The sequence below is a fragment of the Streptomyces sp. NPDC046909 genome, assembly GCF_040644695.1.
In the GTDB taxonomy this organism is placed as follows: Bacteria; Actinomycetota; Actinomycetes; order Streptomycetales; family Streptomycetaceae; genus Streptomyces.
Map to the genome: position 1 here is coordinate 125,495 of NZ_JBEYXC010000006.1, position 11,357 is coordinate 136,851.

Here is an 11,357-nt window from a genome sequence, read left to right on the forward strand (position 1 = left end):
GCTCCTCCGCAAAGGTCGAGTTGGTACGGCCTCGTTACGGCCCCCATTCTCCCCCGTCCGGCCCGCCGGGACGCGTAGGGTCCGGCCGTTGTGGCGCGCGCACGGCGGATGCGACGATGCGGGTCGGCCAGGGGAAGGACAGTCACGTGACCCACGAGGACCAACAGCCGCCCGCCGCCGTGCTGTTCGACACGCTGGGCGCCGACTACGAGAAGGCGTTCGCCCACGCGCCCGCGCACCTGGCCGCGTTGGACTGGCTGATCGAGCGGCTCCCGCCCGCCGCCCGGACCCTCGACGTGGGCAGCGGCACCGGACGGCCCACCGCGGCCGCGCTCGTCGCGGCCGGGCACTCGGTGCTGGGTGTCGACGTCTCACCCGTCATGGTCGAACTCGCCTCCCGCCAGGTCCCCGAGGCCGAGTTCCGCCACGCCGACATCCGGCAACTCCCGCTGGAGCAGGACGCGTTCGACGGCGTGTGCGTGATCTTCCCGCTGCTCCAGATGACCCGCGCCGAACAGCGAGCCGTGATGCGTCGGCTGACCCTCGCCCTGCGACCCGGCGGGCATCTCGTGCTGGCCACCGTGCCCGCCGACGTGGAGGACGCCGAGGTGGCGTTCATGGGGCAGCCGGTCCGTGCCACGAGCTTCGCCGAGGACGGCGTCGTCGCGATGGTGGAGGCGGCGGGGCTGACGGTGCTGGCCCGGCACGACGTCACCTTCGCCCCGGACCACCCGGCGGCCGGGCCCGAGCCGCACCTCTTCCTGTACTGCCGCCGCGAGGCGCCGACGGGCTGATCACGGCAGGTCGAAGCGGTGGCGCGGGGACGACCAGTTCGCCGACGCCGCCACCACCCGCTCGACGTCCTCGGCCAGCAGGAACCGCCGTGCCACGAGATCCTCGGCGGCGGCCCTGATCGCGGCGGTGTACCCGGCCGAGTCCCGGTGGCGCTTCTGGACGCTGGGCCGGGGGTCGCCGGTGATCAGGCGTTCGTCCTCCGTCGCGGCGAAGGGGAACGTGGACCCGCTGAACTCGTGCAGCGCGCCGTGCCCCTGACCGGGGGCGCGGGTGTTCCAGCCGGTGTGGGTGGCGAGCGGGACGGCGACCATGGGCGCGCGGACGCCCGCGGTCTCGTTGCCGTCCGGGTCGACGGCCGGGACCAGCACCGTGTAGCGCCGCGCGCGGTCTGCGACCGGCGGCACGACCGAACGGTCCACCGCGTACAGCTCGTTGGGCCCCTGCGGACGCAGCGCGGACGGTACGGCCGGGAACTGCCGCGCCCACGCGTCGCCCGTCACCAGCGTCCCGTCGGCGACCGTGGGCACCGCGCTCGGCGGCGGTTCCACGCCCTCGCTCACCCAGGCGTCCAGCGCCTCCAGGGTGGCGCGGAAGAGGGCGGAGGTGGCGACGACGTTCTCCGGGTGGTTGCAGATCCCCTTCCCGGGGGCGCCCGCCAGCGGATCGGCCACATGCTGGCTCGACGACCACAGATAACCCCGTACGTTCGGCGGGAACCCCAGATCCCGGCCGTCCGTCGTGGTGTGGACGAGCGAGCCCCGGCGCTGCCAGTACTCGGTCGACGTCTGCGTGTGCAGCACCTTGGGATCACTCGGCCGCTTCATGATCGCGTCGCGCTCGCCGGTGAGATGGTCCACCGTCTCGGCGTAGGCGAAGGGGAACGCGTCGGCCGGACTCAGGTGGTCCTCGTACTGCTGGCCGCCCGGGACCGTCAGATTGGTGAACCGCTCGATGCCCAGCCGGCCGGCCCCGGAGACGTGCGGGAGCAGCCCGTCGAAGACTCGGCGGCCTTCGAGGTCCTCGTTGAATCCGAGGTGGATGAAGTCACGGATCGCGCGTCCGGTCTGCGAACGCCCCCAGCCATAGGCGTAGTTGACGGGCCCGACCGGTGCGGTGGGGTCGTGGCGCAGATGGCTCACCAGATCGCGGACCGCCGCCAGGCCCAGCCCCAGGACGAGCGGTCCCTCGGCCTCGTAGGTGAGTTCGTAGATCCAGCCGGGCCGGAAACCGTCGTCGAGGTGCAGGTCGTACCGGCTCGGTACGAGGGCCGTGGACACGCCTCTGAGATCGTTGCCGCCGCCCTGCAACCGGGCGAACCGCCACGTCCCGGCGGGGAGTTCGTCCGGCGTGCTGTGCGCGTACCGCCGCCGGGTGAGGCGCGCGCTGTGCACGCCCCGCTCGCTCACCGGAGAGGAGCGGGTGCTCGACCACCGGGACAGCGGCAGGGAGGCGGTGGGCTCCTCGACGATGAACTCGGCCGTCGTCAGGCCCCGTACGGGCTGGCCGTCCCGCCGTGCCACCGGCAGATCCAGCAGCAGCCGTCCGTCACCGGGCAGCAGATCGCCCTGCCAGGCGCCGAAGACGACCGTGTACCCACGGCGCAGCAGATAGCCGTTCCCGGCGTCGGCGAGTGTGCGGGGCCGGTTGGTGTGCGGGGCGTCGCAGAAGTACTGCACGGCCCGCTTGTTGCCCCGGTTGCCCCAGTCGAAGAACAGCCGACGGCGCCCGCCGTCGACCGGCCGCAGGATCTCGACGTCACCGCGGAAACGGACCCTGCCGTCGCTGTCGAGCGGGGCGAGGTCCAGGTCGGGGATCCCGGGCGTCTTCGGGTCCACGGAGTAGTGCGCGGTCGCGGTCACGACCTCGTACGCCCCACCGCCCTCGAAACGGTGGCCGCCGGCGAACGGCTCCGTCGTGCGCACCTCCAGCCGGACACTCATCGAACCGCCTCCAGCGCGGGCCGCCAGCCCAACTCCGGTGCCACCAGGTGCCGTACGTCGTGCAGTATCTGCTCGTACTCCTCCCGGTGGAACTCGTACGGAAGCTCCAGACGCAGCTCGGACACCTCGGCGAGGACCGGGTCGGCGGTCAGCTGCTCCAGGATCTGCTCCGCGGTCCCGACGACGTCCGGGGCGAACAGGGTGCGCTTGGGGCCCTGGGGCGAGAGGGTGCGGTCGTGACGGGCGGCCGCGTAGGCGCGGTAGCGGGCCCGGGTCGCCGCGTCGGCGCTGTCGAGCGGGACGATCACCCGGCCCAGGGCCACGCGGGCCGGACGGTCGCCGGAGAGGGCGCCACGGTACGCGGACAGGAGGTTCAGCTGGGCCGTGCCGAAGTCGTCGGTGCCCTCGCCGGTGACGATGTTGCCGGACAGCAGACCGAGGCCGTTCTCGGCGGCCCAGCGGACCGAGCGCAGACTGCCGCCGCCGTACCAAATGCGGTGCGCCAGGCCGGGGTTGTGCGGTTGCAGACGAGGACGCTGGACATTGCCCGGCGAGTGGATGACCGCGTCGGGGGCGCCGAGGAAGTCGCCGCGCAGGTTGTCGACGACGCGGGCGATCCTGCCGTACGACAGGTCGAAGCCCCGCCAGTCCCCGTCGTGCACCAGGTCGCCGAGCAGGTCGGCGTGCGGCATCCCGGTGCTGAAACCGATCTGGAGGCGGCCACGCGAGAGTACGTCGGCCAGGGCGAGGTCCTCGGCCAGCCGGAACGGGTTCTCGTAGCCGATGGGGATGACCGCGGTGCCGAGCTCGATCCGCTCGGTGCGCTGACCGGCCGCGGCCAGGAACACGGCCGCCGAGCCGACCCCGTGTTCGAGGTGGCGCTGCCGGATCCAGGCGCCGTCGTAGCCGAGCCGTTCGCCGTACTCGAAGAGCCCGAGGGTCTCCTCCAGGCCCGGGTAGGGGTCGTCGTCGGCGAAGTTGCCGGGGGTGAGGAAGGCCAGTGAGGTGAGGGAGGGAGTGCTCATGCGGGTCCTCGGCTCGTGACGGTCTCCGCGACGCTGCCGCCGGGGATCGCCGCGAGCAGCTCGCGGGTGTACGCGTGGCGGGGAGCGGCGAACAACTCCTCGGGCGGGCCCGTCTCGACGACCTGTCCGGACCGCATGACGGCGACCTGATGGGCGATCTGGCGTACGACGGCCAGGTCGTGGGAGATGAACAGGTACGCCACCCCGGTGTCCGCCTGCAACTCGGCCAGCAGATCGAGTACTTGGGCCTGCACCGACACGTCGAGCGCGGAGACGGGCTCGTCGCACACCACCAGGTCGGGGGAGAGGGCGAGGGCACGGGCGATGGCCACGCGCTGGCGCTGGCCGCCCGACAGCTCCGCCGGCCGGCGCTCCAGGGTCGCGGCGGGCAGTGCGACCCGGTCGAGGAGTTCGCGGGCGCGGTCGAGGCGGGTGGTGCGGTCGCCCACCGTGAACGCCCGCAGCGGCTCGGTGATCACCTCTCCGATGGAGAAGCGCGGGTCGAGGGAGGCGTACGGGTTCTGGTAGATGAGCTGGGCGCGGCGGCGCAGCTCTCTGGCCCGGGCGCCCTTGGCGGTGGTGACGTCGGTGCCGTCGAACAGGACCTGTCCGGAGGTCGGGTCGGTGAGGCGGAGGACCAGGCGGGCGGTGGTGGACTTGCCCGAGCCGGATTCGCCGACCAGGGCGAGGGTCTGCCCGCGCCGCAGGGTGAGGCTGACGTCGTCGACCGCGCGCAGGGTACGGGCTTCGCCGTTGGCGCGCGGGAGCCTGAACTCCTTGACCAGGTTGCGGACTTCGAGCAGCGGGGCGCTGTCCGGCGCGGGGGAGGCCGGAGTGCGGGGACGGGCTGTGGTGAGGCTCGGGGCGCTGGCCAACAACCGTCGGGTGTACTCGTGTTGGGGGTCGGCCAGGACGGTACGGGTCTCGCCCGCCTCCACCACCCTGCCCTGCTCCATGACCACCAGGCGCTGCGAGCGGTCGGCGGCCACCCCCAGATCGTGGGTGACGAGCAGGATCGCCGTGCCCAACTCCTCGGTGAGGTGCTGGAGATGGTCGAGGATGACACGCTGCACGGTGACGTCGAGGGCGCTGGTCGGCTCGTCGGCGATGATGAGGCGGGGTTTCGCGGCGATGGCGACGGCGATCAGGGCGCGCTGCCGCATACCGCCCGACAGTTCGTGCGGGTACTGCCGGGCGCGGACCGCCGCGTCGGGCAGCCCGGCCCGGTCCAGGACGTCGATCGCCTCGGCGGCGGCCGTACGGCGGGTCGCGAGGCCGTGGATGCGCAGCACCTCGGCGACCTGTTCGCCGATCCGCTTGACCGGGTTGAGCGAGACCGTCGGATCCTGCGGGACCAGGCCGATCTGCGCGCCGCGCACGGTGCGCAGCTCCGCCTCCGACAGGGTGGCGAGGTCGTGCCGTCCGAAGCGGACCGTGCCCGCGTCGATGGTGCCGTTCGCCGCCAGCAGCCGGGTGACGGCGTGGGCGGTCGTGCTCTTGCCGGAGCCGGACTCGCCCACCACGGCGGTGACCTGACCCGGCCGGACGTCGAGGTCCACGCCGCGTACCGCCGGGACCGTGCCGCCGCGGGTGCGGTACGACACGGACAGGCCGCGGATCTCCAGCAGGGGTGTGGTCACGTCGTCGCCGTTCTCGAGTTCCTGTGTCGTCGTCATCGCCGTGACCATTCGCCGTCCAGCGCCCGCGCGATGCGGTTGGTGGCCAGCACGGTCGCGGCGATCGCCAGGCCGGGCAGCGCGGTCAACCACCAGGCGTTGGCGAGGTAGTTGCGGCCGTCGGAGATCAACGTCCCCCATTCCGGGGCGGGCGGCGGCGCGCCGTAGCCGAGGAAGCTGAGCGCCGACACGGCCAGGATCGAGGCGCCGAAGTCCAGCGTGGCCAGGACGATCACCGGCCCGGCGGCGTTGGGCAGGACGTGCCGTCCCAGCACCGAGTACCAGCGGGCCCCGCTGGCGCGCGACGCCTCCACGAACACCGCCTGCCGCACCCGCAGCACCTCTGCGCGGGCCACCCGGGCGAAGGAGGCGACGCTGGCGATACCGACGGCGACCGCCACCTTCACCGTGCCGTATCCGAGCGCGGTGACGAGGGCCAGGGACAGGAACAGCGCGGGGATGGCGAGGAGGACGTCGACGAAGCGCATCAGCACGTCGTCCACCCAGCGGCCCACGAAACCGGCGACCACCCCGAGCAGACCGCCCACCACGAACGCGACCAGGACCGCGATCAGGGTCGCCTTGAGGGAGAGCTGGGCGCCGTGGACCACGCGGGAGAAGACGTCGCGGCCCAGTTCGTCCGTGCCGAACCAGTGACTGCCGCTCGGGCCGCGGAAGTTCTCGGACGGCACCCCCTTCAGCGGGTCCTGGGAGGTGAACAGGTCCGGCCAGAACGAGGCCAGCACCACCAGGACCAGGACGGCGGCCGACAGCAGCAGACCGGGGCGGCGCAGCAGGAACCGCAGTACCTCCCGGGTGCCGGACCGGCGGCCCGGAGCCTCGGTGGGTTCCGTCTCGACCGGCCGGGCCAGGCCGAGGGCGGCCTCGGCCTGGTCGTCGACAAGGCTCTGACTCATGCGAAGCTCGCCTTCCTGTCCGAGGCGACCACGATCCGCGGGTCGAGCAGCGGATAGACGAGGTCGATGACCAGGTTCGTCACCACGAAGATCAGCGCACCGAACACCACCACCCCCTGGACCAGCGGGATGTCCTGCGCGGTGACCGCCGCCGCGGTGACCCGGCCCAGACCGTCGCGCGAGAACACCGTCTCGACGACCACCGAACCGGCGACCAGCTGCCCGACCAGCAGCCCCACGACCGTCAGCGCGGGCAGCGAGGCGTTGCGCAGCGCGTGCCGCAGATGCACCCGCCAGCGGCCGGCCCCCTTGGCGCGCGCGGTCTCCACATACGCCTGGTCCAGCGCGGTGAGCAGACTCTTGGCGAGCACCTGGGCGACCTGCGCCCCGGTCGGCACCGCCAGCGTCAGGGCGGGCAGCACCAGCCCCTTCAGCCCGTCGTTGCCGAACGCCGGGAACCAGCGCAACCGGAAGGAGAACGTCTCCACCAGCAGCAGCCCCACCCAGAACGTCGGCACCGACACCCCCAGCGGGGGCAGCGACAGCAGCAGCTGCCGCAGCCAGCGCCGGGAGGTGTAGGTCGCCAGCACCGCCAGACCCCCGCCGAGGACCACCGCGAGCAGCAGCGCCGCGCTGGTCAGCTGGAGGGTCTGGGGCAGCGCGTCGGCCAGCGTCGAGGTGACCGGGCGGCCGGTGGACACCGAGTCGCCGAAGTCCCCGCGCACCGCCCGGCCGAGATAGTCGGCGTACTGCACCAGGACCGGCTTGTCGAAGCCGTACTCGTGGCGCAGGGCGGCGAGCTGTTTCGGATCGACCTGGCCCGAGTCCAGTCCGGCACTGGCCATCGCGGTGACCGGGTCGCCCGGCAGATAGTCGAGGACCAGGAACGACACCGTGTAGGCCGCCCAGAGCACCCCCACCGCCTGGGCGAGCCGTTTGATCACATAGCGGCGCACGGCTAGCCGATCCAGGTGTCGTGCAGCTGGATCCGGCTGGAGGCGTCGAAGTTCAGGTCGTGCACCTTGGTCGAGACACCCAGCTGGGTCTGGAGCTCCACCACCGGCGCGTAGTAGGCGTTCTGGACGATCAGCTCCTGTGCCACGCCGACCAGTCGCTCACGCTTCCCGGCGTCCGTGGTCGCGGCCTGCGCGGTCAGCGTGGTGTCGAGGCTGCCCGCCGGTACGCGGTAGAAGTTGGCCAGCTTGGTGGAGAAGGAGCTGCGCAGGATGTCCGGGTCGGCACGGGTGACGTTGCCCCAGGCCGCGTCGTAGTCGCCGGACTGCAACTTCGGCGCCAGCTGGGTGACCTGGACCTGCTGGAGCGTGATCTCGACGCCCACGTCCTTGAGTTGCTGCTGTATCAGCTCCAACGCGGGCTGGTTGGTGGCCGAGTTGGGGATCCAGGTGACGGTCAGGGCGAGCTTCTTGCCGTCCTTCGTGCGGATGCCGTCGCTGCCGGGCTTCCAACCGGCGGAGTCCAGCAGGGACTTCGCCTTGGCCGCGTCGAAGGCCAGGTCCGAGGAGAGGTCCGTGTAGTCGGGTGTGGTGTGGGCGAGGATGCTGGTGGCCGCCTGGGTGCCGGTCGGGAAGACGGTGTCGGCGATCTGCTCGCGGTCGATGGCGAACAGGATCGCCTGGCGCACCTTGGCGTCCTTGAGGACCGGCCGCGAGTTGTTGAGCCCGAGGCCGAACACCACACCGGGGTTGGCGCGCCGCTGAAGGGTGACCTGGCCGCCCTTGAGCGCCGCCTCGTTGGCCTTGCCGACGCTGGCGATCGCGTCCACCTGCCCGGACTGGAGACTGCCGGCCCGAACGCCCGCCTCCGGTACGACCTTGAACACCAGCTTGTCCAGGTAGGCCTCGCCTGTCTTGGACCACCGCGAGGAGCCCCAGGCGTAGCCGGTGCGCTTGGCCAGCGTGATCGACTGGTTCTGCACGTACTGCTTCAGAACGAAGGGCCCGGAGCCGACGATCCCGTCACTGCACTTCTGCTGCGGGGTCTTCTTCACGCTCGCCGATGACTCGATGCCCAGCGAGTGCGTCGAAGTGGCTTGCAGGAACTGGGCGTTGGGCTCCTTGAAGGTCACCTTAACGGTGAGCGGGTCGACCACGGTGGTGCTCTCGACTCCGCTCAAGTAGCCCTGGGCCAGCGTCGCGAGGGCGCCGAGCTTCGGTACCGCGTCGAAGTTGTCCTTCACCACCTGCGCGGTCAGCTCGGACCCGTCGCTGAAAGTGACGCCGGACCGGAGATGGAAGGTGAACGTCTTGGTGTCGGCGCTGATGTCCCAGCTCTTCGCCAGCCACGGCACGATCTTGCCGGTCTTGGGGTCCTGGTCGGTCAGGGAGTCCACGGTCTGACGTACCGAGTAGATGGTGTCGTTGCTGGCGACCTGCTGCGGATCCACGCAGCCGGCGTCCGAACCCACCGCGAAGGTCAGGGTGCCGCCGGACTTCGGCTTGCCACCGCCGGCGCCGGAGTCGTCGGTGCCCGACCCGCAGGCGGTCAGCAGCACGCTGGTGGTGAGCAGGGCGGTGAGCGCCGCCCATCGGGGGGTTCTGAAAACCGGGAGAGCTGTCACGGAGGGGTTTCTCCTACTCGTGTCACCAGACATGGGGGTGCCGTACGAGGCACGGCCATGCCCGGGTGAAGGACGGCACCGAGAGGGCCGGTGGCGCGGAAAGGTGTGGGGAAAGGAAGGGAGAAGGGGAGCAGGGGCGCACCGCGGCCGGTGACGGACGTCAGCTGACGGCGGGCGGACTCGTCAGGCCGGACAGAGGCAGCTGGTCGAGCGCTTCAGATCGATGTGGCGCCGGCGCGAGAGCCGGGAGAACGCGGTGGCGTCGCCGAAGGAGACAGCCGGATCGACGTACTGCCGCATACCGGTCCCCCCTCATCTCCGGCCCCGTTCCCGGGGCCACGCGCTTGCGGGAATCGTCGATGATCCCGCCGGGCTTTCACCTGGAGCACCCCACCGCGCGGGAGGGTTGCCGGTCAGCGAGCCAGGGCTTGACGCTGACACTCAATGCCGATCGCGATGCTACGGAGCCGAATTGACGTACGTCAATGCCGTACTGGTGTGGCCTGGGCGGGAAGGCGGTGCCGTCTCACGTGCCGGGACGCGGGCGGCCGTACCCCGGGCCGTACCCCGCTCCGTGGTCCGCGCATCCATGGCGGCTAGCGCTGCCGCCGCACCATCTCGCTGATCCAGACGGGTGCGAACGGAGACGTGCAACCCGGGGGCGTCGGATAGTCCTTGAGCACTCCCAGGCGCTCACCGATGCCGATGGCACGAGCGCGGTGCTCGGCGTGGTCGATGCCGATCTGGGCCAGGCAGTGGTTCATCGCCCATTGGAGGCGGTCCGGGGCCTCCTTCATCTCCGCCTCGATGACGTCGAGCAGCCCGGCGAGGTCGAGTCCCTGAGGCTTCTTGGCCACGCGTTCGGTGGTCAGGGCCCACCCCGCGCTCGCGACGACGGGATCCGCATCGGCGGACCACGCCAGTCGCAGTTCCTCCGCGTGCGGGCTCTTCTTCACGACGTAGTTCACGAGCCAGTCGTGCACCTTGGGGGTGCGTGCCGCACGCAGCATGACGTCCAGCTCGTCACGGCTGAACGCCTTCGGGCGGCAGATCAGCAGCGCCAGCAGCCGGGCCGCGCTGTCCCCCGTCTCCCAGAGCTGCACGGCGAGTTCCTGCTGGGCCCGCAGCCGCTTCGCGAGCGCGCGCAGCTTCCCGAGGTTCACCCCGTGATCGTCACCGTGCCGCTCGTTGACCGCTCGCGTCTTCGCGTCCTCCAGGCCTGCCAGCGCGGCCATCACCTCGGCCACCGTCGCCTCGGCCATCTCAGCCTCCCGTCATGCCACGGATGACATCGGCGAGCGGAGTGGCGGGGTGGCCGGTCAGCCGGGCCACCGCGTCGCTCACACCGTCCAGCTCGCCCGCCGCGATGGCCGTGTACGTCGACACCCAGGCGTCGAGCTGCCACGGCGGGGCGCCGTAGGAGGCACGCGAGGCGTACGCCTCCTCGACCGTCTCGGGGTGGTAGGTGACCGTACGGCCCCGCACCTCGGTCAGAACGGCCGCCGCCTCCGCCAGCGACAGCGACTCGGGCCCCGTCAGGTCGTACGTGGCACCGGCGTGCTCGCCCGGCCGGGCCAGGACCGCGGCGGCGGCGTCCGCGATGTCGTCCTGGGAGACGAAAGCGGCCCGCCCCTGCCCGGCCGGACCACGGATGACACCGTCCGCGCCGGCCAGGTCGGGCACGAACTCGGCGTAGAGGTTGTCCCGCAGGAACGTGCACGCCAGCCCGCTGGCCCGGATGTGCTCCTCCGTGTGGAAGTGGTCCCGGGCGAGCGTGAACGTCGCGTCGGGGGCCGCGCCGAAGAAGGAGACGTACACGACATGCCGTACGCCCGCCTCGACGGCGGCGTCCACGAAGGCCTTGTGATGGGCGAGCCGGTCGACGCTCTCCGACGCGGAGACCATGAGGAGCGTCTCCGCGCCGGTGAGGCCGTGCACGACGGCGTCGTGATCGTCGTAACTGCCACGGACGGCCGTGGCGCCGGGCAGCCGCGGCGCCCGCTCGGGACTGCGCACCAACAGCCGTTGCGGCACGCCCTCCTCGGCCAGCCGACGGGCGACACGCCCGCCGAGACGTCCGGTGGCTCCGGTGACGACCACAGCCGGCTCGGGCATGATCCAGTCACTTCCTTCGCAGATCGTCGGAGTGCGTCAAGCTACTCCCCGGACTTTGCCGTCAGCGGGACGCCCCGCGCGACCGGCGTGCCGAAATCCGGTGTGCCGTCCGCGTACGGGTCGCGTGGCGTCGCCGTGACCACGGCCCGGGCCGGATCGGCGGTCCGGACCCGGTAGTCGGTCGTGGCGGGGTCGAAGTCCGCGACGGGCCGTCGTGAAGGGCTGCCGCGAGTACGAGGGGGATGGTTGGTGTGTCAGCACTCGGACAGTGCGGTGTCGGTGGCTGGGCACGGAACCCCCTTCCGGGGGAC

10 protein-coding genes and 1 riboswitch are annotated in these 11,357 nt (G+C 71.7%); of the genes, 1 reads left to right on the forward strand and 9 read right to left on the reverse strand.

The genetic code is table 11. From position 1 onward, the window contains the following. Positions 1–146 precede the first annotated feature (146 nt). Positions 147–794, forward strand: coding sequence for a class I SAM-dependent methyltransferase (locus tag ABZ928_RS21265; RefSeq protein ID WP_361521002.1), 648 nt, complete (start codon positions 147–149; stop codon positions 792–794). Here the strand turns inward: ABZ928_RS21265 and ABZ928_RS21270 are convergent, their stop codons facing one another. From ABZ928_RS21270 to ABZ928_RS21310, 9 genes are all read right to left on the reverse strand, one after another. Then, entirely contained in the window at positions 795–2,735 is a 1,941-nt protein-coding gene (locus ABZ928_RS21270; RefSeq protein WP_361521005.1) for an alpha/beta hydrolase domain-containing protein, read from the reverse strand. It abuts the gene before it with no gap. Further along, positions 2,732–3,760: an LLM class flavin-dependent oxidoreductase gene (locus ABZ928_RS21275; RefSeq protein ID WP_361521007.1), complete on the reverse strand. Its 1,029-nt coding sequence runs from the start codon at positions 3,758–3,760 to the stop codon at positions 2,732–2,734. Before ABZ928_RS21275 ends, ABZ928_RS21270 begins: the two co-directional genes overlap by 4 nt. Then, positions 3,757–5,436: an ABC transporter ATP-binding protein gene (locus tag ABZ928_RS21280; protein ID WP_361521010.1), complete on the reverse strand. Its 1,680-nt coding sequence runs from the start codon at positions 5,434–5,436 to the stop codon at positions 3,757–3,759. Before ABZ928_RS21280 ends, ABZ928_RS21275 begins: the two co-directional genes overlap by 4 nt. Beyond that, the gene (locus tag ABZ928_RS21285) at positions 5,433–6,353 is read right to left on the reverse strand and encodes an ABC transporter permease (RefSeq protein WP_361521013.1); all 921 of its coding nucleotides are present in this window, start codon (positions 6,351–6,353) and stop codon (positions 5,433–5,435) included. Before ABZ928_RS21285 ends, ABZ928_RS21280 begins: the two co-directional genes overlap by 4 nt. Beyond that, positions 6,350–7,309, reverse strand: coding sequence for an ABC transporter permease (locus ABZ928_RS21290; protein WP_361521015.1), 960 nt, complete (start codon positions 7,307–7,309; stop codon positions 6,350–6,352). The genes ABZ928_RS21285 and ABZ928_RS21290 overlap by 4 nt, the downstream gene beginning before the upstream one ends. Before the next feature lie 2 nt (positions 7,310–7,311). Beyond that, on the reverse strand, positions 7,312–8,931 hold the full coding sequence (locus ABZ928_RS21295; protein WP_361521017.1) for an ABC transporter substrate-binding protein: 1,620 nt from the start codon (positions 8,929–8,931) through the stop codon (positions 7,312–7,314). A 183-nt stretch (positions 8,932–9,114) separates the two neighbouring features. Further along, positions 9,115–9,231 carry a putative leader peptide gene (locus ABZ928_RS21300; protein WP_361521020.1) on the reverse strand — a complete coding sequence of 39 codons (117 nt, stop codon included), beginning with the start codon at positions 9,229–9,231 and terminating at the stop codon, positions 9,115–9,117. 35 nt (positions 9,232–9,266) lie between these two features. Then, positions 9,267–9,380, reverse strand: a riboswitch (SAM riboswitch). A 147-nt stretch (positions 9,381–9,527) separates the two neighbouring features. Continuing rightward, complete coding sequence (locus ABZ928_RS21305; protein WP_361521023.1) at positions 9,528–10,193, reverse strand: DNA alkylation repair protein; 666 nt, start codon at positions 10,191–10,193, stop codon at positions 9,528–9,530. Between the two features lies 1 nt (position 10,194). After that, positions 10,195–11,046, reverse strand: coding sequence for an SDR family oxidoreductase (locus ABZ928_RS21310; protein ID WP_361521026.1), 852 nt, complete (start codon positions 11,044–11,046; stop codon positions 10,195–10,197). Between the last annotated feature and the right edge of the window lie 311 nt (positions 11,047–11,357).

Excerpts from the sequence above, each read along its gene's own strand:
- ABZ928_RS21270 (WP_361521005.1), bottom strand. The coding sequence starts at position 2,735 with ATGAGTGTCCGGCTGGAGGTGCGCACGACGGAGCCGTTCGCCGGCGGC.
- ABZ928_RS21275 (WP_361521007.1), bottom strand. The coding sequence starts at position 3,760 with ATGAGCACTCCCTCCCTCACCTCACTGGCCTTCCTCACCCCCGGCAAC.
- ABZ928_RS21280 (WP_361521010.1), bottom strand. The coding sequence starts at position 5,436 with ATGACGACGACACAGGAACTCGAGAACGGCGACGACGTGACCACACCC.
- ABZ928_RS21285 (WP_361521013.1), bottom strand. The coding sequence starts at position 6,353 with ATGAGTCAGAGCCTTGTCGACGACCAGGCCGAGGCCGCCCTCGGCCTG.
- ABZ928_RS21300 (WP_361521020.1), bottom strand. The coding sequence starts at position 9,231 with ATGCGGCAGTACGTCGATCCGGCTGTCTCCTTCGGCGACGCCACCGCG.
- ABZ928_RS21305 (WP_361521023.1), bottom strand. The coding sequence starts at position 10,193 with ATGGCCGAGGCGACGGTGGCCGAGGTGATGGCCGCGCTGGCAGGCCTG.
- ABZ928_RS21310 (WP_361521026.1), bottom strand. The coding sequence starts at position 11,046 with ATGCCCGAGCCGGCTGTGGTCGTCACCGGAGCCACCGGACGTCTCGGC.